Raw genomic sequence first — 22,484 nt, 5'->3', positions numbered from 1 at the left:
TTATGGTAAAGGAGCTGTTTCTGTTATATGTTGAAGTTGATATAAATTGTAATAAAATCCTCTTTTTCGCATTAACTCTTCATGAGAACCAGTCTCTTTAATCTCACCGTCTTCAATGTAAATAATCGTATCAACATGCGTAATCGTCGCTAATCGATGTGCGATTATAATCGTTGTCCGGTCAGCAGCTAACGTCTGAAGCGCCTCTTGAATATACCTTTCATTTTCTAAATCTAATGCTGAAGTTGCTTCATCTAATATAAGTACCGACGGATTCTTTAGAAACACTCGTGCAATTGCCACGCGTTGTCTTTGCCCGCCTGATAGCTTCACACCACGTTCTCCAACGACAGTATTATAACCATCTGGTAAGTCTATAATAAAATCATGAATTTGCGCAGCTTTGGCAGCTGCAATCACTTCTTTCTCTGTAGCTTTCGGATTTCCATATAAAATATTAGCTCCAATTGTATCGCTAAACAATAAATTATCCTGCAGTACAATTCCAATATGACTACGCAAATTTCTCATATTGTACTTTCTTACATCTATGCCATCTACATAAACCGCGCCTTCAGAAACATCATAGAAACGCGGGATCAAACTAGCAAGAGATGACTTTCCTCCCCCACTCGCTCCTACAAGCGCTACTTTCTCTCCAGGCTGCATAGTTAATGACAAGTTGTGTAATATCTCTTTTTCATCTGCATTATAACGAAAAGAAACATTGTCAAATACAATTTCTCCATTTAATTTTTTCGTTTGTACCGCATTTGGTACATTAACAATATCGTATTTTTCATCTAACAGTTCAAACACACGGTCCATCGATGCAAAAGATTGTGTTAATGTTGTAGATGAATTAACAAGGCGGCGAAGCGGACTATATAAACTATCCATATATCCAACAAAAGCTACCATCGTTCCTAGCGTTAACTGCCCTTGAATTACTTCATATGCTGCAAAACCAATCACAAGTAACGGACCTAAATCGGTTAACGTATTTACTGCCGAAAATGTTCTTGCCGTCCAACTTGTATGGGTTAATGCTTTCGTTAAAAATTCATTATTTCTTTTTTCAAACTGCTTCCCCTCATACTCTTCTAACGCAAAGCTACGTGTCACTTGCATTCCTTGAATACGTTCATGCAAATACCCTTGCATCGTCGCTAACGCTTGTGAACGCTCTTTCGTCAATTTCCGAAGACGTCCGAAAAAATATTTCACTGCAATTACATAAATAGGTAAAATCAATAACGCAACAAATGTTAATTTTATATTCATAGAAAACATAACAATGATAGCAATAGCAATTGTTGCAGTATCTAACCAGACGTTCATCAAACCAGTAATTACAAAATCCTTCGTTTGTTCTACATCATGGATGACACGCGAAATAATCTCCCCTGTTTTTGTATTGGAGTAATAACGTAAACTTAACTTTTGTAAGTGACCGAAAATATGCTTCCGCAAATCATACAGTATTGTATTTGCGATATGTTGGGCGAAATATTGACGATAATATTCAATCGGTGGTCTTAATACCGCAAAAATAAAAAAAGCAATTCCAATCGCTGTTATTAATTGAGATGTTTTATCTTGAAGTGAGCCCGCGCCTTGAATTACATCATCGATAATATACTTTAATAACCACGGCATAATAAGTGGGATACCGAACTTAACTAGTCCAATAATAATTGTAATAGCAATAAGCCATCGATATGGTTTAACAAATTGTAAATATCTTTTTATGCCTTGCACATAATCCCCCCTCTAATAGGACAAACCTGCCGGGAAGCCCCCTGCAGGTTTGTTTTAATTTCTGTACATTAAATATCGTTCATACCACATATCTACGAAGTCTGGTGCAAATGGACCTTTTCTTTGATGAATCCACTGTGTTAAATGTGCTACATTTCGTTTTAAAATTGTATCAATAACAGGTGGATACTGCATAATTTGACTATGTTTTTCATACTCATCTTCATCTAGAAGCGTATATGTCATATCTGGATATACTTTAATATCTAAATCATAATCAATATACTTTAATGCTTCAGGATCATACGCAAAAGGTGAGCTTAAATTACAATAATAATATACGCCATCTTCCCTAAGCATCCCAATCACATTAAACCAATAGTTGGCATGAAAATAACAAATTGCTGGTTCACGAGTAATCCATGTTCGGCCATCCGATTCTGTAACTACTGTACGATCATTCGCTCCGATTACAAGACTCTGTGTCCCTTTTAAAATTGTTGTTTCTTCCCACATTCTATGAATGGAGCCATTATGTTTATAACTATGTATTTGTACTTTTTCTCCTTCTTTGGGAAATCCCATATATGCTCCCTTCTTTCAACTGCAAATGCCCTTTGAACGGCATTCACTTTTTTTCTATTATAACTTTTTTGTCGAAATTTTAAAACTAAAGGGATAAGACTCTATTTTTCAAACTGAATATGCAGGAGGTTTATCGTTGAATACTATGCCCCAACTCTTCTTAAGAGATAGGGATTGTACTGCATTATTTATAAGCGAGGACATGTAATAGAAAAAGCCCTTCTCTATTTCCATACAAAGAAGGACTTTTCACCTGAAGATAACAATATATCTTATCCTAAATTTGAAATCATTTTTTCAGTTGTAAAAGATTGAATTACACTATTCGTTTGTTCTTCAAATTTCTCATGTAACATCTTCAACGCTACTTCTGTTCTATATATTTCCTGACGGATAAAATGCAGTTCTTTTTTATCGCACGTATCTTTTTCATTCATTTCGATTTGTTGATACTTCTCTAGATGTGCTTGTAACTTTAACAACTCATCCATCGTTTCTAATTGCTCCCCTACCAACTTATCAAAATCGTTCATTACTTACCCCCTTTTGGACTTATTCATCAGTTATTATTCCTAATTACATAATTCTAATTTTTAACTTCCTTCTCCTTTGACTACATTTGTTGACTTATTAGAAGTTATGTCGTTCGCTTCCTTTTCATTACAACGATCCACGCAAAAAGAAAACACTTCTCCCGAATTAGAGAAGTGTTTTTCTTTCATTACTGATTTGAGCTAGAAGATTGTGATTGTTTTGCAGCTGACTTAGCATTTTGTTTTTTCACAGAATGCACGTCTGTTTCAGTTGCAAATTCTGTACCATAACTAGCGTTTGCACTTTGTGCACCAGAAGCTTGTGCTTTCTTTGCTTCTGATTGTGCGTTTGCTTGTTTTACAGCTTGTACATCTGTTTCAGTTGAAAACTCTGTACCATAACTAGCATTTGTACTTTGAATGCTAGCACCAGAAGTTGCTTTGTTATAACCTTGTTGTTTTTTACTCATCTTTCTCACCTCCACAATCAATAATGTAACCAATTCACTTAGAAGCTATCCGTAATTTTCTTTTTTAAAATTTCCGCATATAACTTTTGTTACTCATTCAAACTATAGAAAATGGAGGTGTAAATATGTATATAGGACGCGATATGACTGAACTAACGATGATTTCAAAAAATGAATGGAAAGAAGATGAATTAGCTTATTTTCATCACTCACTACAACAGGTTCTGCCTTATTTAAATGTAGAAGGGCAAAGTATTTACAAAGAAATTGTAGTAGAAATCGAATCAAGAGGCGGCTTACAAGAAGGTGAAGCTAGTTGGACTCATGGGACAAAAATTTCTTACGATTAAAAAAGTGTTCCCTAGATTGGGAACACTTTTTTTGTTTATTGCATTGTAATTTTCTCCACACAATTTTCATAAATAGTACGGTGTGATTTTGAGAAAGGTAATTGCTCAAATACCTCTTTTGATACAAATTTTAATGTATCTGTATCAACAATATTACCGGTTATTTTTCCGTAAAATACAAATATATCCCAAGTACGATGTGTAAACGTATGTTGTACATTCATTGCGTATTCATCAATAGAAACCTCGAGCTCAAATTTTTCTTTCATATAATCTATAAGCTGTTCCTTCTGATTTCGAATACCTTCTCCAAGTTCCACATTCGGAAACTCCCACATGTTAGCTAACAAACCTGTACTTGGACGTTTATTAATAACATAACGACCGTCTTCAGTTTGAAGTACACCTGCAACAATAGGTACCATTTTAGGAGCTTTCGCTTTACTTTTTACTGGTAATTCTTTTTGAACACCTTCAGCATATCCTCTGCAATGTTCACGTACAGGACAAAGTAAGCATGCTGGATTTTTCGGAATACAAATTAGTGCACCTAATTCCATCAATCCCTGATTAAAATAAGATGGGTTTTCTACTGAAATAATTTCACGCACAATCTCTTCAAAAACTTTTCGAGTCTTTGGTTTTGCAATATCATCCCATACTGATAAAATACGAGATAATACACGCATAACATTTCCATCAACTGCCGGCTCTGGTATACCATATGCGATACTTAAAATAGCACCTTTTGTATATGGTCCCACTCCTTTTAACTTTTCAATTTTCTTTACATCACTTGGTACAACTCCGCCGTATACTTCTTTTACCTCTTTTACTGCCGCATGTAAATTACGTGCTCTAGAATAATATCCTAAACCTTCCCATGCTTTTAATACTTCTTCATCATCTGCGTTCGCTAACGCTTCAAGTGTAGGAAACTTCCCCATAAAATTTGCGTAATATGGTTTTACAGCTTCTACTCTTGTTTGCTGTAACATAATTTCAGAAACCCAAACGCGGTATGGATCTTTATTCTTTCTCCATGGTAAGTCGCGCTGTTCTTCTTCAAACCAACCAATTAAATCATTTTGAAACTGCTCTATATTAAAATTGTTTAGTATTTCAAGTGTCAAACTTGATCCCCCTCATTTTTTTGCATATAAGTACTATTATAAAGATTTTAGGAAAAAATTTAAGTAAGATGATACAGGAAATAGAAGGCAAAGGACTTGAGGTATCGAATAAAAAGAGTTACATTAATAAAAAACGGAGGTGGATTTCTATGGACACAGCCACTCACCTTGTTATGGGTATCACTTTAGGTAGCTTAGCAACATTAGATCCAGCCATAGCACAAAGTGATATTGGCCCCCAAGCTGTTATGCTTGCTACAATTGCTGGTTCCAACATTCCTGACATTGACACAGTTTTAAAATTGCGTAATAACGCTAAATATATAAGAAATCATCGTGGAATTACTCATTCTATTCCTGCGGTAATTCTTTGGTCATTCCTTATAAGTGGCATCTCTTTCGCCTTCTTTTCAGACGCTCCATATCTTCATCTACTGCTTTGGTCATTTATTGCTGTCTTCCTTCACGTCTTTGTAGATATTTTCAATGCCTATGGTACACAAGCATTACGGCCTTTCACAAAAAAATGGGTCGCACTCGGCGTGATTAATACATTCGATACCGTAATTTTCTTTATCCATATACTTGCAATTGCTTGCATGCTCGTCGGTTCTCATAAGGGATATACAGCTTTAGCGGCATATATATTAATGATTGTTTACTATATCGGACGGATTATGATGCACAGAAATATAAGAAGCGTTGTACACAAACGTTTCAAAAATGTCGAAAAGATTATCATTTCTCCTTCTTACCGATTTTACCATTACCATTTAGCAATCGTTACGGCTGATTATTACTACGTTGCGAGATGGCACCGTGGTAACATCATGATATATGATAAGTTCGATCGGGTACCGTTCCCAGACAATAATATTATGCGAGCAGCTAAACAAGATGAAAACATCTCGGCCTTTCTATCTTTCTCTCCTGTATATCGCTGGGATATTTTTGATCATGACCATTATTATGAAGTACGATTCATTGATTTACGATATCGAAGTAAAGATTATTATCCATTTGTTGCAATCGTTCAGCTCGACCACAATTTAAATATTATTAGTTCCTATACAGGATGGATCTTTAGTGAAGAAAAGCTTCGAAAAAAACTGGAATTACTTCCACATTAAAAAAAGCGACTTAAGTCGCTTTTTTTAATGTTTCAAATGATCTTCTTGATTAATTAAATGACTATACTTCGGATTATTTGTACGCATTTCATGAAGGCGTACACCATGATTATTAATCCATGATCGTACCACTTGTTCTGTCATTTCATCGCCTTGATAACGACCTGATTTTGCATAAGTTGTTTGAAAATCTTCCCATAGTAACTCAACCCACGCACGAGCTTGTGCGTAAGAAAGCTTGTCATTCTTGTCTAATAATTCTTTCGTTAATGTTTCATAAATATCATTCATATTATAATCTCCTTTTACCTATTTATCCCTTCATTTCTAAAGGATAGTTTCTTCAATTTTGCACATTCTATAATTGATACTTCTTAAAGAGGTATCAACCGATAATGAGGAGGGCGTTCGTAATGGGTAAACAAGCCGAATTTTGGTCTGAGTCAAAAAACAACAGCAAAATCGACGGTCAACCGAAAGCGAAATCACGCTTCGCTTCGAAACGACCTAACGGCACAATTAACACGCACCCACAAGAACGTATGCGTGCTGCAAATCAGCAGGAAGAGTAATACAAATTAAATTAACTTCCTACACGAGGTGATAAAGATGAGCTACCGTGATCGCTTAGATAGTCGTTCTGAATTATTTAACCATACGTGGACTCGTCCAAAACATGCGAAAGCGCAAGTTAACGGACAGACGCAACAAACCCAGTCTCTCATTATATTGGCAAATGAATGTAAAAAACGCCAATTTTAGAATCTCCTATCTCCTTTAACGCCTACCAAAGATGAAAACCAGAGAGATATATGCTCTCTGGTTTTTATTTTTCTTGCAATAAGGAAATTGGTATGCCAATCTCTTCATTATCATTTTGCTTATATCCCCAAGCAAATACCCCATTGAAATACGTAATTTTAAATAATACACCAGGTTCTTCTACTAATTCATATGTTTCACCAATACGGAATTTGTTTATATCCGTCATATAAGCACGAGCCATTGCCATTTTTCTCATTAATACATCAAATTCATTGACAATCCCAAGCTGCTCAGCTTTTACTGCTTGCTCCTTCAAAGCGCCAATTTCTTCCCTTAGCTCATGCGGTGTCATTTCACTGTAGCGTTTTGGCATATTCATCTTATTCTCCTCATTCCTCTTCGCGTTTCATTTGCAAAAATATCTCGATTTCATCAATAGAGAATCCTTTTCGATATAACGCTTGTTTCATCTTGTTTTCAAATGTCCATCCATCATGCTTCTTATATTTCTCATAATATTTATTCCCATGATAGTGTAACGCTTCTTGTTGCTTTTCGTCATCTTTTTCGTCTTTCAATTCTTCCAAACAAATTTGAATTACTTCTCTAGAATATCCTTTTCGAACAAGCATCTCATCTAACTTTAGTTTCATTTGTAAAAAAGAATGTTTTTGATAAGATTTTTTCTTCTTCTCTATGAGAAACAAGGCATTCTCAATTTGCTTTTCCTTCGGATATTCTTGTAAACTATGTGTAATAATTAAATCCTGAACACCTTTATTTAATAACTCTCTTTTAATAACAGTTGGACCTTTTCGATTCACATTACTTTGCGTTCGCGTATATAAAACAGCATACTCTTTATCATTAATATATCGGTCATGTAATAATTTCGAAACGACTTCAGAGATGATGGCCTGTCCCACTTCTTTTTTTCGTAAAAAATCTTCTATTTCTTGTTTTGTTCTCATTTGATAGGATAAATAGGAGATTGCTTGTAAATATGCTTTTTGCACTTCTTCATTGTACAAAATATTTCCTAACTCGATTTCATCAATTTCTAAGCCTTTTTGTAATCCATGTTTTATTAAGATTACTTGATCCACACTAAATCCGTACTCTTCGCCTTGACCTTTATCAATATAAATATTAAATCGTTCTTTCGATCGTTTTTGTACTTCTATTTTTGTAATGACAGCCATACTCTCACCTCTCTATTATTTTAACATAGTCGAGGAACATTTTTTCTTTTCAAGAATATATATAATGAGGAGGAAATACTTGTGAAAATCGCAATTTCTGGTGGTACAGGCTTTATCGGTAAATCCCTTTCTACTTTTTTTATTCAAAAAGGATATACTGTTTACATTCTCACACGAAAAAAAACTACTGAAACTTCCGATCCTAACCTTCAGTATGTTCAATGGACACCAGATTTACAAACCTTCCCCCTCTCTTCTATTGATGTAGTTATTAATCTAGCCGGAGAGTCTATTAATAGTAGATGGACAAAGCAACAAAAGAAAGCCATTTTAAACAGTAGAATTCAAACAACAAAAGGACTCATTAAACAATTGCAGGGACTCCATACAAAGCCACACACATTTATTAACGCAAGTGCTATTGGATACTATGGAACGTCTGAAATAGAGTCTTTTACAGAACAGCATGAGACTCCTGGAAATGACTTTTTAGCAAATACAGTATATTCATGGGAACAAGAAGCATCTAAAGCACGTTCTCTCGGAATACGAACAATCTACGCAAGATTTGGAGTTGTATTAGGTGCAAATGAAGGAGCTCTTCCAAAAATGCTACTTCCCTATCAATTCTATATCGGCGGCACCATTGGTTCTGGGAAGCAATGGTTATCATGGATTCATATAGACGATGTCGTTCGTATGATGGATTTCATTATACACAAAAAAGAAATTGATGGTCCTCTTAATATGACAGCACCAACACCTATAAGAATGAAGGAATTTGGAGAAACCATTGCAACTATAATGAAAAAGCCTCATTGGTTGCCTGTACCTTCTTTTATCATTCAAACTTTATTAGGTGAAATGAGCATACTTGTACTAGAAGGGCAACGTGTATTACCCATTAAAGCAATTGAACATGGATACCAATACACATTTCCAGAAATAGACCATGCATTACAAAATATACTTTCGCATACAATGTAGTACTTCTAAAACACAATTTTACATGGGCTCTTTCAAAACTTTCATTTTCTAGGATCCGAAGCATTACCATACAAATAACCTTTCAGTTACTTTCCCTTAACTTCCATTAGCATTATAAAGTAACAGAAATGAGGTACCTATGAAAATATTGCTCAAACAAGCCATTGTATACCCTATTACATCTCAAAAGTTTCAAGGAGATGTACTCGTTACAGGAGAGCGAATTACCGAGGTCAAACCTTTTATTCCACCTACTCAAGATATGACCGTTATAGATGCACGAGCACTCCATCTCTTACCTGGCTTTATTGATGTCCATACTCACCTTGGTCTCTATGATGAAGGTACTGGTTGGGCTGGAAATGATGCCAATGAAACATCTGAAGTTTCAACACCACATATTCGTTCTTTAGATGGAATCCATCCTTTCGATATTGCCTTTCAAGACGCTGTACAAAACGGAATTACAACCGTTCACGTTATGCCTGGCAGTCAAAATATTATCGGGGGTACTACTTGTGTAATAAAAACAGCTGGAACTTGTATTGATCATATGATTATTCAAGAACCTGCTGGTTTAAAGATTGCCTTTGGAGAAAATCCTAAAAAAGTCCATAGTAATGGAACAAAAGAATCCATTACACGTATGGGGATTATGGGGTTACTTCGGGAATCATTCTATGAAGCACAACACTACGGGCACGAAGCTGATTTTCGAATGCTTCCTATTTTAAAAGCATTACGTCGTGAAATACCCGTACGTATCCACGCTCACCGAGCAGATGATATTAGTTCTGCTCTACGCTTTGCAACAGAATTCAATCTCGATTTACGCATTGAACATTGCACAGAAGGACACTTTATTGTTGAAGAACTTTCAAAACACAATTTGAAGGTTTCAGTCGGTCCCACTCTGACACGCCGTTCTAAAATCGAACTAAAAAATAAAACATGGGATACTTACCATATATTATCAAAAAATGGTGTGGAAGTTTCTATCACAACAGATCATCCTTATACACCCATTCAATATTTAAATGTTTGCGCTGCTGTTGCAGTAAGAGAAGGGTTAGACGAGAAAACAGCACTAGAAGGAATCACCATATTCCCAGCACGAAATTTGCGTTTAGAGGATAGAATTGGAAGCATCGAAGTTGGAAAAGACGCCGATCTCGTGCTATGGACTCATCATCCTTTCCATTATTTAGCCAAGCCTGTACTAACTATGATTGATGGAAAAATAATTTACAAAAAAAATAAAAAAAACTAGTTTATTTTTTTGACTAGATAAAGTATTATACGATTATAAACTGAATGAAACCATAATCAATTTGTGTCGTGATTATCATTTTCAAATTGATGAATGGGGAAGGCAAATGGTGCGCCACCAGCGTTAGAAACTGGTTCTAGTGGGTTCGATTCCCACCCCGAAATTTTTTAAAGATTGATATAAAAATTTCGAGGGTGGGGTGTTTTTTCGTCATGCTACCCTCGTGTGAGGAGGAGTTAGTATGTTGAAAAAACGCGACTTACACGACAGCCACGTTCTATACGAGTTAATGGTGGATCCAGCTGTCTTCCCTTTTGTGCGTCAAAAGGCTTATTCTTATGAAGAATATTTATTCTTAACGAAACAAACGATTGAAGCTGAAGAGCGTGGTGAATTAATTTCACGCACAATTTTAGATGAATGGGGTAACCCTATCGGAACAATTACTTTATTTGATGTGCAAGAAAAAGCTGGATTTCTCGGGACATGGCTTGGCAAACCATATCATGGAAAAGGCTATAACAAATTGGCAAAAGATTCATTTTTTAGTGAACTTTTCTATGAATTAGATATTGAAACAATTTTCATGCGTATTCGTAAAATAAATATTCGTTCTATTAAAGCTGCAGAAAAACTGCAATATGTGAATCTAGCAAACGAAACAAGAAAAGCCGTATATGATGAAATTAACGCAAACGAAGAAGTGTATAACTTATATGAAATTCCAAAAGATCAATACACACTTGCTACAATGCGAGATACAACCTTCCAAGATGCTCATCAATTAAAAGAAGCGTAATCTAAATTTTCTGAAATGATAATCAATCGTTAACATTTTCCATATGCGTATATCCCCTCATGTCTTTGGAAACGATAAATAGTAACTTTAAGACACGAGGTGATTTGTAATGGATAAAAAGAAACGTGATAAAGCAAAAAACACATTATCTAGTACACAAGAAGTTCTCTATCAACGCGAATTTCAAAAAGCAGATCGTGCAGCAGGATATCGCTCGAAAAGCATTTAAAGTGAAAATGAATAATTAGAAGTTTCCCCCCTAATTATTCATTTTCATTACATAATTTTCTCGACTGATAGAAGTAAGCAAAAAAGCCCCTTATACATAAGGGACTTTTTTGCTGTGGACAACTTTATCCACAAAACCGATGAAATTGTTAGTAATTTTCAAAAACATTTAATATTTTTCTATATTAAAGCATATATCAGCTGTTTTAATTGTGGATATTTTTCTAAAAATTGTGGACAATGTGGATATAGTTGTTAATATTCCGACTTTACTGTTTAATGAAAGCGCAATCCTTTTGTGGATAACTCACTAAATTTCCTTTAAAAATAATAAAGAACCCTCTTTACATATACAAAGAGGGTTTCATATTAAGTAAAAGATTGTGCAAGAGCAGGTGATTTAATAGGTATATGACGCGGTTCTGCATGATTTTCCGCCAAAATTGCATCTACAATATGGCCAGCTGGCTCTGGAAGATAGATGCTTTTCATTGCTTCTTTCATTTGAAGAAGCTTCACATCATCTTGTAATAATGCCTCTGTTTTTGCAAAAACCTCACTATCATCGCGAATGACAACTGCTGCTCCCTTTCTTTCAAAGTACATCGCATTTTCATTTTCTTGTCCTGGAACAGGCTTATATAAAATGACAGGTACTTGCAACGCTGCTGCTTCACTTAATGTTATTCCGCCTGGCTTCGTAATCATACAAGAAGTAACACGGAATAATTCATCAATATTTTCAACATACCCAAACACTTTTAATGCATCGGAATTTTGCTTCTGTAAACTTAATAAATCCTGTTTTAAAGCTTCATTTTTCCCACAAACGACAACTACTTGTAAATTAGGCACTGACATAAATGATTGGCATAGTTCTTTTACATTTCCTAATACCCCATGAGCACCTGCTACAATTAGTAAAATCTTTTTATTCTTACATAACTGATATTTATTATATATGATTTCTGGATTTACCTTTAACTCAAAACTACTCCGAATTGGAATTCCTGTTTCAACAATTTGTTCCGCAGGTACACCGATATCAACCATCAATTCTTTCACATGATCCGTTGCAACAAAATAACGATCTACTTCTCGATGAATCCATATTTTGTGCACGCAAAAATCCGTTAATACGTTATAGACAGGAATTGAAATACCTGTTTGTTTCTTTAATTCTGGTACAGCGATAATTGGAAATGTATTAATTACAATATCTGGTTTCTCCACCTGTAAAAGTGTTTTCAAACGTTTCCTTCCAAAGTTCGCATACCAAGATGCTATTTTCTTATCATAAATTTTTTCTACCCCGTAATAAAACAAACGATATAATTCTTTTCCTATTGTATAACTTTTTAAATATAGATATTTTGTAATGTCAGTTATAAATGGATGTGATTCTCCAAACAAGTCGCATACAATAACATCTTCAATTCCTTTTTGGCGAAATGTTTGTTCTAATGTTTTTGCTACTTGCACATGACCATTACCGTAATGTGCAGTTAATATTAAAACCTTGGGGTTTTTTATCAAACAAATCCACTCCTAGCTTTTTGTTTCTCCATATTGCATATACGACAATAGGAAAAACATTTTCCTTAAAAATTACATAAACAGATTCTAATAATTCCCTTTCAGCTATGTACCTGTCGTGGATATGCAAAGCATATAAGATTGACCCCTTAATCCTATCTGTGCTCATATCTTTACATTATACTTTCCTATAAGAGCTTTCGCAATAACTTACAAATGTTCTCTATTCCATGATACTCACTCTTTTACTTCTTAATTCTTTTTACTATTTTGATTTCCCTTTACAATTATGTAAATTTCTCCATTTATTCCGTACAAAATTATGGATATTCTATTTTCAGTATACTCTTTTATCAATATATACTCTAGATTTTATTGTAAAGAAAGCAAAAAGCCTAATCCAATATTTGGATTAGACCGCTTGTAAAATATATTTAGCATGTTCTACATTTTTCTCAGTAGGTGGTTCTACATTTGCGAGTGGATACTTGTGTCCAAGCGCCTCCCATTTATATACACCAAGCTTATGATATGGTAACACTTCAACTTTTTGAACATTAGACAGACTTTGAATAAAGCTAGATAGTTTTTGTAGATCCTCTTCATTATCCGTAACACCAGGAACTAATACGTGTCGTACCCAAATCGGTTTATTCTTATCCGATAAATAACGAGCAAATTGTAAAATATGTTCATTTGGTTTCCCTGTTAATTTACGATGCTTTTTGGAATCGATATGTTTCAGATCCAATAAAACTAAATCTGTATAATCCATTAAAATATCTAGCTTATTTTGGAATTCTGGTTCCTCAGAATAACAACCACCAGAAGAGTCGATTGTTGTATGGATACCAGCCTCTTTACACTTTTTAAACAACTCAATTAAAAAGTCTAGCTGTAATAATGGCTCTCCACCGCTAACTGTTATACCGCCTCCGGAAGCTTCAATAAATGGAAGGTAACATGTCACATCCTGCATCACTTCTTCAACTGTTATTTCTTTACCTTTACCGATTTCCCACGTATCAGCATTATGACAATATTGACAACGTAATAAACACCCTTGTGTAAATATGACATAACGAATCCCTGGGCCATCAACAGTACCACAAGACTCTACAGAATGTATTCTTCCTTTTACCATGTTACTTCCTCCTTTATTGAAACAGCCTCCCTTCGCTATATATTAAGAGCGAAGGGACACTTTTTTCATTTACATGCTTTCATGCATTGTACGGTTAATTACATCAATTTGTTGTTCACGAGTTAATTTAATAAAGTTTACAGCGTAACCAGATACGCGAATTGTTAATTGTGGATATTTCTCAGGATGTTCCATTGCATCCATTAATGTTTCACGGTTAAATACGTTAATATTTAAGTGGTGGCCTTCTTTTACTGCATAGCCATCAAGCATTGATACTAAGTTACGTACTTGTACATCATCTTCTTTACCAAGTGCTTTCGGAATAATAGAGAATGTATTAGAAATACCATCTTGTGCATCTTCATATGGTAATTTAGCCACAGATAATAATGAAGCTAATGCACCTTTTGTATCACGTCCATGCATTGGGTTCGCACCTGGTGCAAATGGTTCTCCAGTACGGCGGCCATCTGGAGTATTACCAGTTTTCTTACCGTATACAACGTTAGATGTGATTGTTAAGATTGACATTGTATGAACAGAATTTCTGTATGTTTTATGTTTACGAAGTTTATTCATAAATGTTTTTACAAGATTTACAGCAATCTCATCTACACGATCATCATTGTTACCGTATTTAGGGAAATCTCCTTCAATCTCGAAGTCAACTGCAATACCATTTTCATCACGAATTGGTTTTACTTTTGCGTATTTAATTGCACTTAATGAATCTGCTACTACAGATAGACCAGCAATACCTGTTGCCATTGTACGAAGAACGTTTGTATCATGAAGTGCCATTTCAATACGTTCATAGCTATATTTATCATGCATGTAATGGATAACATTTAATGTGTTTAAATATAGACCCGCCAACCATTCCATTGTCATATCAAACTTATGCATAACTTCTTCATAATTTAATACTTCAGAAGTAATTGGTGCGTACTCAGGACCAACTTGTGCTTTAGATTTTTCATCTTTACCACCGTTAATCGCATATAATAATGCTTTCGCTAAGTTTGCACGAGCTCCGAAGAACTGCATTTGTTTACCGATTCTCATTGCAGATACGCAACATGCAATACCGTAATCATCGCCGTATTCAGGGCGCATAATGTCATCATTTTCATATTGAATTGCTGATGTTTTAATAGACATTTTCGCACAGTAGTTTTTAAAGTTCTCTGGTAATTGTTTAGACCAAAGAACAGTTAAGTTTGGTTCTGGAGCTGGTCCTAAATTATCTAATGTATGCAAGAAACGGAATGAGTTCTTTGTTACTAATGGACGACCATCTAATGCCATACCACCGATAGATTCAGTTACCCAAGTTGGGTCACCAGAGAATAATTCATTATAATCAGGTGTTCTTGCGAATTTCACAAGACGTAATTTCATAATGAAGTGATCTACAATTTCTTGTACTTCTTCTTCTGTTAAAGTACCATTTGCTAAATCTCTTTCAATGTAAATATCTAAGAATGTAGAAGTACGCCCAAGACTCATTGCAGCCCCGTTTTGCTCTTTAATCGCTGCAAGGTATGCGAAGTATAACCATTGGAATGCTTCTTGCGTGTTTGTTGCTGGCTTAGAAATATCGAAGCCATGAGAAGCGGCCATTTCTTTTAACTCTTGAAGTGCACGCATTTGCTCAGATAACTCTTCGCGTAAACGCATTGTATCTTCGCTCATTACACCGCCAGTTAAATTTAAATCAGCTTTTTTCGCTTCAATTAAATGATCAATACCATATAACGCTACTCGGCGATAGTCACCGATAATACGTCCACGTCCGTATGCATCTGGAAGACCCGTAATAACACCTGATTTACGTGCATTTCTCATTTCTGGTGTGTATGCATCAAATACACCTTGGTTATGAGTTTTTCTCCAATCTCTAAAAATACGACTAAGTTCTTTATCCATTTCGTATCCATAAGATTCACAAGCTTGTTCTGCCATACGAATACCACCATATGGTTGTAAAGAACGTTTAAATGGTTTATCAGTTTGGAAACCGACTACTTTTTCAATATCTTTATTTAAGTATCCAGGGGCATGTGATGTAATAGAAGAAACAATTTTTGTATCCATATCAAGAACGCCACCGTTTTCACGTTCTTTCGTTGTTAAATCCATTACTTGATCCCAAAGTTGTTTCGTTGCTTCAGTTGCTTCTGCTAAGAAAGATTCGTCTCCTTCGAAAACGTTTACATTATTTAAAATGAAATCGCGAACATCAATCTCTGCTTTCCATTTTTCACCTTTAAAGTTTTCCCATGCGTTTTTAACATTTTCTAATACTTGAGTCATCCTAATCTCCTCCATTTTTGATTAGTACAGGACTAAGATTTTTTATATAACAGCTTACACACTTAGAATACTACTTTTTTACGAAAGTGAACGAAATAGTTGTGACATGTTTGTGAAATATTGAGCAAACTACTATATATATAGTGTTAACTTCATTTAAAAGTCTTTAAAATTAACCCTTTCCTTAATTGTATTTTTTTGGTATCCTTATATACGAGTCCTATTTTGTAATATAAGAACAATACCCATTGTAGAGCTGTAATACTCTTATCTCCTAATCTGTTATAGTTTTTATAACAGAACAAAAAAGTGTACACATGTTGTACACTTTTTTGTTACTTCTATAAAACATCTCTTTTTCTATTGCCATCATAGAATCCGCCACGATTGTCTGTTAATGAAATTATTTGCTCTAGTCCCTCTATATGATCACCTATAATTCGAAGTACAGCTGGAGGGTGACCTATTTTTGCGAAATGTTCACTGGGACGAATACGGTTCATCTTATCAACCTCAACACGATATACACATGCAATTTCAAATCCAGACAGAAGAGCCTTCACTTGTGCTACACAAGGTGACAATAAAGATTTATACCCAATTGCTTTCAAACACTTTTGGCTAAATGCATTAGGTACCGCAATAAGTGAGCCTACCCCTAAATCCTTTCTATCACAAGCTAAATTTAGTGCATACTTAAATGCAGTTACAAGATGAAGTGGTACTCTTAAATCTAAATAGTGATTTAAATCATTTAATGCGACGTCCTTTCCATCTGCTATAGCTTTTGCAAAAGGATATAGCTCACTCGCTGGAATAATAAAATCGCCGTCTATAAATAACACAATTTCTCCTTTGGCAAAATAAGTTCCAAGTGAGCGCCCTACATCATTTCCGAGTGCTTCTTTATATACAATTGTCGTTGCCCCTTTGTCTTTTGCAATTTTTTTCGTTTTATCTGACGAACCATTTACGACAACGATAATTTCGAAGGGTTCAATTTTGCGAAGCTCTTCTATAACGTTTCCAATTGTTTTCTCTTCATCTTGTACGGGAATAACAACAGATAGTTGCTTTCCTTTATACAAATTAGATGTGACGCCCCATCCTTGATAAAACTCTTCAAAACTTAAAGTATGATAGACACTATCCCTTTTCCTATTTCCATCATAATATCCTCCGCGCTCATCACTGCTTAATATCCGTGCCGCTACTGCTTCTATATGATCACCTATCATTCTTTTTTCAGATTGGGAAAGATTTGTTCCATATGCAGCATGCTGGAATGGACGAAATTTATTTGGCGTAATAACGTCAATGGCGCAATGACGACTAATTCTCCATTTACTTTGAAGTAGGCGTAAATGAGCCACAATAGGATTAACAAAACATTCATATCCGATGCTTTGAACGACTTCTTTCGTCAGCGCATGAGGTACATCTAATAAAGAATTAATTTTTAATTCTTCACGCTCTAACATTGCATTTAATATTTGGCGCCATACTGTAATAGAAGTAGGTTTTTGCCTTTTTAAAAATAATGCATCCAAATTATTTAAAACTACATCTGCCTGATCGTATAAAATCGGATTAAGGAATAATTTTAATTTTGAAGTTTGAATAGCAAAATCACCATCTATAAATAGTAATACATCACCTATCGCATGTTTTGCGCCGACTGCACGTCCAACATCGTTCCCTAGTAGCTCTGTATGTTTGATTACTTTACACCCTAAACGATCTGCAACATCTTCTGTTCCATCATTACAACCGTTTGCTACTACAATAATTTCTACTGGATTTAATAGTCTTACCGATTGAATAACGTCTGAAATCGTATCGACCTCATTACATGCAGGAATAATAACAGATAATGACTTAGCCATTGTTTTGTTCACGAAACCACTTAATTGTTTCCTTCAATCCGTTTTCCCACGTTACTTTCGCCTGAAATTGAACAAGCTTTTTTAATTTTGTTACATCTGGTCTTCTATTTGGAATTTCTTCAAAACCATGAGGATATACTTCTTCAAAAGGCACTTGTACAATCTTCGAAGAAGAATTCGTTAATTTTTTAATTACTTCTGCTACTTCTTTTATACTCTGTTCATTCTCAGAACCTATATTAATAATCTCACCATTTACCTTCTCATCCATTGCCCGAATTGTTGCTTCTACCGCATCACTCACATACGTAAAACAACGTGTCTGCTTTCCATCTCCATATACGAGAATGTCTTCTCCTTGCAAAGCCGCACTAATAAATCGCGGGATTACCCCTGCATACGGACCATCTTTCGCTCTTGGACCATAAATATTAAAATATCGAACAATCGTTACCGGTAAACCTTCTAATGCGTATCCTAAACATAATGTCTCTTCCAACGTTTTACAAACTGCATAACTCCAACGAATTTTAGAAGTTGCCCCGTATAATCGATCTCCCTCTTCAGAGAAAGGCGGCTTGGCCTTACCATATACTTCTGAAGTAGAAGCAAAAACTACTTTCTTCTTTCCTTTTAACGCTGCTTGTAAAATATTTCTCGTCCCATCAAAATTCGTTTCTATGAGCTCTATACTTTTTTCCATTGTTGTTTTCACACCTAAAATTGCTGCTAAATGAAACACGACATCATGCTGATCTACTAATTCATAAATAGAATTTTTATCTAAAACACTTATTGGAATAACACGGATTTTTTTCATTAACTCTTTATGGTACTTATTTTTACCTTTATAAAAGTTATCCACAACAGTGACCTCATAACCTCTTCTCATCAACTCTTCAGCTAAATGCGACCCGATAAATCCGGCCCCACCTGTAATTAAACATTTCTTACTCATTTACTCACCTTCTTTACAATCCCGCGTGTATCTATTACTCGGTCCATTCCTTTAAAAAGCTTCCAATCAATATTAGAATGATCCGTTAAAATTAAAATACAATCCGCTTTTTTAACTTTTTCTTCATCTAAAGAAACAGATTGATACACCTTATCTCCAATTTCCGCGAAAGAAATATAAGGATCATGATATTCTATCTCGTATCCTTGATTTCTTAATAATTGAATAATCGGTAACGCTGGTGATTCTCTCAAATCATTTACATCTTTTTTATACGCAATCCCTACAATTAACACCGTTGCAGGTGATTGCACCACACTTTTTACTTTCCGGACCATTTTCTCTGGCATTTCTTCATTAATTATATGTGCTGCCTCAATTAATTGACTAATTGCCCCATTCTTTTTTATTCTCCATTGAAAATATAAAGGGTCTACTGGAATACAGTGTCCCCCTATCCCTGGCCCTGGCCAATATGGAGTAAACCCAAATGGTTTTGTAGATGCCGCTTCAATGGCCTCATAAAAATCAATGCCTAAACTTTCACATAGTGTGTTTAGTTCATTTACTAAAGAAATGTTAACTAAGCGCTGAATATTTTCAAATAGCTTGCACATCTCTGCTACTTTCGGAGAGCTAACAGGTACAACTTCGTCAAAAATGGTACTATATAAATCCTGTACCTTTTGTCTACACTTTTCTGTTTGTCCACTAATAACTTTTGGAATAGCTTGAACTGAATATTGACTATTTGCTGGATCAATTCTCTCAGGGGAATATCCGATATAGAAATCTTCCCCTACCTTGTTACTATTTTGAGAAATAATAGGTATGATGACTTCTTCAAGTGTGCCTGGATATGTGGAGCTTTCAAAAATGAAGGTTTGTCCTTTTTGAAGGTTTTGTTGTATATAATGCGAAGCTGAAATGAGGGCACTTAAATCTGGTTCTCTTTGTTCATTAATTGGAGTCGGGACAGTGACAATAACATAATCACTACTTTGAAAATCAGCAATGCCTTGATCCGGTGTGTTTACTGTTAATTTTTTTTTCGTCAATAAACTTTGTAACTCTTTAGAAGAAACATCTGGAATATAACTTTCTCCTTTTATAATTGAGTCTATTTTTCTAATATCTTTATCTAATCCAAGTACTGTATGCCCTCTTTCTGCAAAATGTACCGCTAAAGGAAGGCCAACATACCCTAACCCAATAATAGCTACTTTACTACTATTCATTTGTATTCTCTTCTTCCCTTCTCAATTGTTGAATGATATCTCTATCTCTATCTCCATCAGTAAAGCCACCACGTTCATCCGTACGTTGTAATAAATACGTAACCGCCTCAAGTTGATCACCGAAAATACGATCAAACGCTGAAATACGCCCATTTACAAATTCGTGTTGCTCTGGACGTACTCGATTTGTTTTTATAACATCTACTAACTCTACTGTTGTAATAGAGAATCCTTCTAAAATAGCTTTCACTTGTGCTAATGGCGGAATGATAAGGGCGTCATATCCTATTTTCTCTATTACCTTCTTATGCATGGCATGTGGTACAGCAGTTAGTGAGTTATTCCATAAATCTGGTCTTTTCGCTACCAAATTCAAAAAGTATTTTCCCATACTAATTGGATCTGCTGGATGAAACATATCTAATAAGCATTGTAAATCATTTAACACCACGTCATTTCCATCTTCAACAGCATGTAAAAATGGAGTGAGTTTTTTTGCTGGAATAACAAAATCACCATCAACGAATAAACAAATATCTGCCGTAGCATGCATAGCCCCTATTGCTCGTGCTACATTATGTCCAAGCGCCTTCGTAAATTCAACTACAATAACATTCTCTAGCTTTGCCTGTTTAACAGTCTCAACATCTGCTCCATTCGCGACAACTATAATTTCATCTACACCTGCTTCTTTCACTTCTTGTATAACAGACCTTATAGTTATTTTTTCTTCTGATACCGGGATAATGGCACTATATTTCGCTTTTTTCTTTTGTAATAAAACTGGTTTATACTTTCCTACAAACGCTCTATCTCTATTGTCCTCTGAAAAACCACCGCGATTACCGTATGTTTCGATTACGTATTGTAAAGCACGCAAATGATCACCCATAATACGACTAGTCGCTTTCGGATAAGGAGAGCCAGGTGATGCGCCCGTATGGACAGGACGAACTTTATTTGTGTAAATGACATCAACTGAAGCCATATCAGAAATATCTACTCCTCTAGACATCGCCATCGCTTGAAATAATGCTGGATCTGCTAAATTCCACCACCCCAGTTTTTCAATCACTTTACGACTTATCGCATGTGGTATTGCAATTAAAGATCCTACAACAAACTCCTTCTTGTTCAAATAACGATTTAACATATATTTTCCAACCGTCGTATAATGCGGTCTCATCTTCAAATAAACGGACCATGTTAAATTATTTAAAACAATCTCATGTCCTTGCTGTATTCCTTTAATAAAATTGTATAATTCTTCACTTTTCATGACGATATCACCATCTAAAAATAAAACAATTTCACCTTTTGCTTCTCTAGCACCAATTGCCCGTCCCACATCATTACCAAGGGAATATCTATAATAAATTACACGGCAATTATGCTGTAGCGCTATTTCTTTCGTACCATCTGTCGATCCATTATCTACTATGATAATTTCATATGGTTCGAGCTTTCTTACTTCTACTAAAACTTTTGATAAAGTACTTGCTTCATTATGCACTGGAATAACAACTGACACTCTCATACTTGTATCACTCTTACCCTTCCAAGCGAACATATGAAATAATAGGAATACGTACAACTACATCTTCCGGTGGTCCATAAGAAGGAGAAGTACGAACACTTACTGCTCCATCTGTCACAGATAACAGAATACCTGCAACAATTTCGGCCGCTGTCACAACTTGCACTAACTCACCAACATGGTTACGTAATTCTTCAGTAAATAACATATATAAGTCTCCTTTCTTACGCTTCTTTAATTGATATAATACTTGTAAATGGTAATAAAACTTCTGTTCCTATTCCTTCTTGCAATGTTAAGAAGTCATCACCAACTGCTACAATAACGCCTGTTAACTGTCCCACTGTCACAGTAATTTCTACGTTTTTACCTAAATACTGCTCTGCAATTTCTTTAAAAGGTGATGTATTACATTCTTTTAAAATGTTACAAATAATCGATTGAAATTGACTTGATTTAATAAATTCTTCTGTAGCTTGCTTGGAATTTCTTTGAATAAACCTCGCGAAGTTTTGCGAAAATAAAAGTCTTTCCACAGCAGGCAATAACTTATTATCTAAAAAATAATCTAATTGTCTATTAAACAATCTTGATAACTTTTTCCAATAATTACTGAACAGACACATATACTTCTCCTCCTATTATTTTTAAAT

General features: G+C 35.0%; 25 protein-coding genes and 1 pseudogene. 8 read left to right on the top strand and 18 right to left on the bottom strand.

Going from position 1 to position 22,484, the window contains the following annotated elements:
- The 4 genes from ACXKY9_RS03340 to ACXKY9_RS03325 form a co-directional block, all read right to left on the bottom strand.
- Positions 1–1,761 carry an ABC transporter ATP-binding protein gene (locus tag ACXKY9_RS03340; RefSeq protein WP_001161589.1) on the bottom strand — a complete coding sequence of 587 codons (1,761 nt, stop codon included), beginning with the start codon at positions 1,759–1,761 and terminating at the stop codon, positions 1–3.
- A 54-nt stretch (positions 1,762–1,815) separates the two neighbouring features.
- Positions 1,816–2,346, bottom strand: a complete 531-nt coding sequence (ntdP, locus tag ACXKY9_RS03335; RefSeq protein WP_000506624.1) for a nucleoside tri-diphosphate phosphatase — start codon at positions 2,344–2,346, stop codon at positions 1,816–1,818.
- Positions 2,347–2,618: 272 nt separating this feature from the next.
- Complete coding sequence (locus tag ACXKY9_RS03330; protein WP_000997577.1) at positions 2,619–2,879, bottom strand: YgaB family protein; 261 nt, start codon at positions 2,877–2,879, stop codon at positions 2,619–2,621.
- 188 nt (positions 2,880–3,067) lie between these two features.
- Positions 3,068–3,349 (bottom strand): gamma-type small acid-soluble spore protein, encoded by a 282-nt coding sequence (locus ACXKY9_RS03325; RefSeq protein WP_000039046.1) that lies wholly within the window; start codon positions 3,347–3,349, stop codon positions 3,068–3,070.
- A 125-nt stretch (positions 3,350–3,474) separates the two neighbouring features.
- On the opposite strand from ACXKY9_RS03325, the gene ACXKY9_RS03320 reads away from it, so the two are divergent.
- A complete protein-coding gene (locus ACXKY9_RS03320; protein ID WP_000275436.1) occupies positions 3,475–3,699 on the top strand; it encodes a hypothetical protein in 225 nt (74 codons plus the stop codon).
- A gap of 35 nt (positions 3,700–3,734) precedes the next feature.
- Here ACXKY9_RS03320 and mutY read toward each other — a convergent pair whose 3' ends face one another.
- The gene (mutY, locus tag ACXKY9_RS03315; RefSeq protein WP_000171394.1) at positions 3,735–4,832 is read right to left on the bottom strand and encodes an A/G-specific adenine glycosylase; all 1,098 of its coding nucleotides are present in this window, start codon (positions 4,830–4,832) and stop codon (positions 3,735–3,737) included.
- A gap of 149 nt (positions 4,833–4,981) precedes the next feature.
- Between mutY and ACXKY9_RS03310 the strand changes: the two genes are divergently transcribed.
- Positions 4,982–5,962, top strand: coding sequence for a metal-dependent hydrolase (locus ACXKY9_RS03310; RefSeq protein WP_000379106.1), 981 nt, complete (start codon positions 4,982–4,984; stop codon positions 5,960–5,962).
- Positions 5,963–5,986: 24 nt separating this feature from the next.
- Here the strand turns inward: ACXKY9_RS03310 and ACXKY9_RS03305 are convergent, their stop codons facing one another.
- Positions 5,987–6,253: a YfhJ family protein gene (locus ACXKY9_RS03305; protein ID WP_000998166.1), complete on the bottom strand. Its 267-nt coding sequence runs from the start codon at positions 6,251–6,253 to the stop codon at positions 5,987–5,989.
- A 122-nt stretch (positions 6,254–6,375) separates the two neighbouring features.
- On the opposite strand from ACXKY9_RS03305, the gene ACXKY9_RS03300 reads away from it, so the two are divergent.
- On the top strand, positions 6,376–6,534 hold the full coding sequence (locus ACXKY9_RS03300; protein WP_000517891.1) for a small, acid-soluble spore protein K: 159 nt from the start codon (positions 6,376–6,378) through the stop codon (positions 6,532–6,534).
- A 37-nt stretch (positions 6,535–6,571) separates the two neighbouring features.
- A complete protein-coding gene (locus tag ACXKY9_RS03295; protein ID WP_000122093.1) occupies positions 6,572–6,724 on the top strand; it encodes a YpzG family protein in 153 nt (50 codons plus the stop codon).
- Positions 6,725–6,788: 64 nt separating this feature from the next.
- Here the strand turns inward: ACXKY9_RS03295 and ACXKY9_RS03290 are convergent, their stop codons facing one another.
- Positions 6,789–7,106, bottom strand: coding sequence for a YfhH family protein (locus ACXKY9_RS03290; RefSeq protein ID WP_001057024.1), 318 nt, complete (start codon positions 7,104–7,106; stop codon positions 6,789–6,791).
- 10 nt (positions 7,107–7,116) lie between these two features.
- Entirely contained in the window at positions 7,117–7,929 is an 813-nt protein-coding gene (gene recX / locus ACXKY9_RS03285) for a recombination regulator RecX (protein ID WP_000268502.1), read from the bottom strand.
- Between the two features lie 81 nt (positions 7,930–8,010).
- On the opposite strand from recX, the gene ACXKY9_RS03280 reads away from it, so the two are divergent.
- The 4 genes from ACXKY9_RS03280 to ACXKY9_RS03265 all read left to right on the top strand — a co-directional run bounded on the left by ACXKY9_RS03280 (position 8,011) and on the right by ACXKY9_RS03265 (position 11,214).
- Positions 8,011–8,916: a TIGR01777 family oxidoreductase gene (locus tag ACXKY9_RS03280; protein WP_000684380.1), complete on the top strand. Its 906-nt coding sequence runs from the start codon at positions 8,011–8,013 to the stop codon at positions 8,914–8,916.
- 139 nt (positions 8,917–9,055) lie between these two features.
- The gene (locus ACXKY9_RS03275) at positions 9,056–10,186 is read left to right on the top strand and encodes an amidohydrolase (protein ID WP_000698314.1); all 1,131 of its coding nucleotides are present in this window, start codon (positions 9,056–9,058) and stop codon (positions 10,184–10,186) included.
- 241 nt (positions 10,187–10,427) lie between these two features.
- Positions 10,428–10,985, top strand: a complete 558-nt coding sequence (locus ACXKY9_RS03270) for a GNAT family N-acetyltransferase (protein ID WP_000914737.1) — start codon at positions 10,428–10,430, stop codon at positions 10,983–10,985.
- A gap of 109 nt (positions 10,986–11,094) precedes the next feature.
- Positions 11,095–11,214, top strand: a complete 120-nt coding sequence (locus ACXKY9_RS03265; protein WP_000358482.1) for a YfhE family protein — start codon at positions 11,095–11,097, stop codon at positions 11,212–11,214.
- Positions 11,215–11,582: 368 nt separating this feature from the next.
- Here ACXKY9_RS03265 and ACXKY9_RS03260 read toward each other — a convergent pair whose 3' ends face one another.
- The 10 genes and pseudogenes from ACXKY9_RS03260 to ACXKY9_RS03215 all read right to left on the bottom strand — a co-directional run bounded on the left by ACXKY9_RS03260 (position 11,583) and on the right by ACXKY9_RS03215 (position 22,457).
- On the bottom strand, positions 11,583–12,749 hold the full coding sequence (locus tag ACXKY9_RS03260; RefSeq protein WP_000594688.1) for a diglucosyl diacylglycerol synthase: 1,167 nt from the start codon (positions 12,747–12,749) through the stop codon (positions 11,583–11,585).
- A gap of 412 nt (positions 12,750–13,161) precedes the next feature.
- On the bottom strand, positions 13,162–13,893 hold the full coding sequence (pflA, locus tag ACXKY9_RS03255) for a pyruvate formate-lyase-activating protein (RefSeq protein ID WP_000238467.1): 732 nt from the start codon (positions 13,891–13,893) through the stop codon (positions 13,162–13,164).
- Positions 13,894–13,962: 69 nt separating this feature from the next.
- A complete protein-coding gene (pflB, locus tag ACXKY9_RS03250) occupies positions 13,963–16,212 on the bottom strand; it encodes a formate C-acetyltransferase (protein ID WP_000195464.1) in 2,250 nt (749 codons plus the stop codon).
- A 152-nt stretch (positions 16,213–16,364) separates the two neighbouring features.
- A pseudogene (locus ACXKY9_RS03245) lies at positions 16,365–16,585 on the bottom strand (hypothetical protein).
- On the bottom strand, positions 16,554–18,098 hold the full coding sequence (locus ACXKY9_RS03240) for a glycosyltransferase family 2 protein (RefSeq protein ID WP_228221467.1): 1,545 nt from the start codon (positions 18,096–18,098) through the stop codon (positions 16,554–16,556). The pseudogene ACXKY9_RS03245 and the gene ACXKY9_RS03240 overlap by 32 nt, the downstream one beginning before the upstream one ends.
- On the bottom strand, positions 18,091–19,056 hold the full coding sequence (locus ACXKY9_RS03235; protein ID WP_000037023.1) for a UDP-N-acetyl-alpha-D-glucosaminuronate decarboxylase: 966 nt from the start codon (positions 19,054–19,056) through the stop codon (positions 18,091–18,093). The genes ACXKY9_RS03240 and ACXKY9_RS03235 overlap by 8 nt, the downstream gene beginning before the upstream one ends.
- Positions 19,053–20,294 (bottom strand): nucleotide sugar dehydrogenase, encoded by a 1,242-nt coding sequence (locus ACXKY9_RS03230; protein WP_001088932.1) that lies wholly within the window; start codon positions 20,292–20,294, stop codon positions 19,053–19,055. The genes ACXKY9_RS03235 and ACXKY9_RS03230 overlap by 4 nt, the downstream gene beginning before the upstream one ends.
- Positions 20,287–21,831 (bottom strand): glycosyltransferase family 2 protein, encoded by a 1,545-nt coding sequence (locus ACXKY9_RS03225; RefSeq protein ID WP_001266458.1) that lies wholly within the window; start codon positions 21,829–21,831, stop codon positions 20,287–20,289. Before ACXKY9_RS03225 ends, ACXKY9_RS03230 begins: the two co-directional genes overlap by 8 nt.
- A 13-nt stretch (positions 21,832–21,844) precedes the next feature.
- Positions 21,845–22,039, bottom strand: a complete 195-nt coding sequence (locus ACXKY9_RS03220) for an LSm family protein (protein WP_000899480.1) — start codon at positions 22,037–22,039, stop codon at positions 21,845–21,847.
- 16 nt (positions 22,040–22,055) lie between these two features.
- Positions 22,056–22,457, bottom strand: a complete 402-nt coding sequence (locus ACXKY9_RS03215) for an LSm family protein (RefSeq protein WP_000335550.1) — start codon at positions 22,455–22,457, stop codon at positions 22,056–22,058.
- Positions 22,458–22,484: the final 27 nt, after the last annotated feature.

The sequence above is a fragment of the Bacillus sp. 2175 genome, from assembly GCF_057812155.1.
This window is presented reverse-complemented; position numbering and strand designations above follow the sequence as displayed.

Excerpts from the sequence above, each read along its gene's own strand:
- ACXKY9_RS03310 (WP_000379106.1), top strand. The coding sequence starts at position 4,982 with ATGGACACAGCCACTCACCTTGTTATGGGTATCACTTTAGGTAGCTTA.
- ACXKY9_RS03225 (WP_001266458.1), bottom strand. The coding sequence starts at position 21,831 with ATGAGAGTGTCAGTTGTTATTCCAGTGCATAATGAAGCAAGTACTTTA.
- ACXKY9_RS03305 (WP_000998166.1), bottom strand. The coding sequence starts at position 6,253 with ATGAATGATATTTATGAAACATTAACGAAAGAATTATTAGACAAGAAT.
- pflB (WP_000195464.1), bottom strand. The coding sequence starts at position 16,212 with ATGACTCAAGTATTAGAAAATGTTAAAAACGCATGGGAAAACTTTAAA.
- ACXKY9_RS03240 (WP_228221467.1), bottom strand. The coding sequence starts at position 18,098 with ATGGCTAAGTCATTATCTGTTATTATTCCTGCATGTAATGAGGTCGAT.
- ACXKY9_RS03320 (WP_000275436.1), top strand. The coding sequence starts at position 3,475 with ATGTATATAGGACGCGATATGACTGAACTAACGATGATTTCAAAAAAT.
- ACXKY9_RS03220 (WP_000899480.1), bottom strand. The coding sequence starts at position 22,039 with ATGTTATTTACTGAAGAATTACGTAACCATGTTGGTGAGTTAGTGCAA.
- ACXKY9_RS03275 (WP_000698314.1), top strand. The coding sequence starts at position 9,056 with ATGAAAATATTGCTCAAACAAGCCATTGTATACCCTATTACATCTCAA.
- ACXKY9_RS03230 (WP_001088932.1), bottom strand. The coding sequence starts at position 20,294 with ATGAATAGTAGTAAAGTAGCTATTATTGGGTTAGGGTATGTTGGCCTT.
- ACXKY9_RS03325 (WP_000039046.1), bottom strand. The coding sequence starts at position 3,349 with ATGAGTAAAAAACAACAAGGTTATAACAAAGCAACTTCTGGTGCTAGC.
- ACXKY9_RS03290 (WP_001057024.1), bottom strand. The coding sequence starts at position 7,106 with ATGAATATGCCAAAACGCTACAGTGAAATGACACCGCATGAGCTAAGG.
- pflA (WP_000238467.1), bottom strand. The coding sequence starts at position 13,893 with ATGGTAAAAGGAAGAATACATTCTGTAGAGTCTTGTGGTACTGTTGAT.
- ACXKY9_RS03235 (WP_000037023.1), bottom strand. The coding sequence starts at position 19,056 with ATGAGTAAGAAATGTTTAATTACAGGTGGGGCCGGATTTATCGGGTCG.
- recX (WP_000268502.1), bottom strand. The coding sequence starts at position 7,929 with ATGGCTGTCATTACAAAAATAGAAGTACAAAAACGATCGAAAGAACGA.
- ACXKY9_RS03295 (WP_000122093.1), top strand. The coding sequence starts at position 6,572 with ATGAGCTACCGTGATCGCTTAGATAGTCGTTCTGAATTATTTAACCAT.
- ACXKY9_RS03265 (WP_000358482.1), top strand. The coding sequence starts at position 11,095 with ATGGATAAAAAGAAACGTGATAAAGCAAAAAACACATTATCTAGTACA.
- ntdP (WP_000506624.1), bottom strand. The coding sequence starts at position 2,346 with ATGGGATTTCCCAAAGAAGGAGAAAAAGTACAAATACATAGTTATAAA.
- ACXKY9_RS03215 (WP_000335550.1), bottom strand. The coding sequence starts at position 22,457 with ATGTGTCTGTTCAGTAATTATTGGAAAAAGTTATCAAGATTGTTTAAT.
- ACXKY9_RS03330 (WP_000997577.1), bottom strand. The coding sequence starts at position 2,879 with ATGAACGATTTTGATAAGTTGGTAGGGGAGCAATTAGAAACGATGGAT.
- ACXKY9_RS03270 (WP_000914737.1), top strand. The coding sequence starts at position 10,428 with ATGTTGAAAAAACGCGACTTACACGACAGCCACGTTCTATACGAGTTA.
- ACXKY9_RS03300 (WP_000517891.1), top strand. The coding sequence starts at position 6,376 with ATGGGTAAACAAGCCGAATTTTGGTCTGAGTCAAAAAACAACAGCAAA.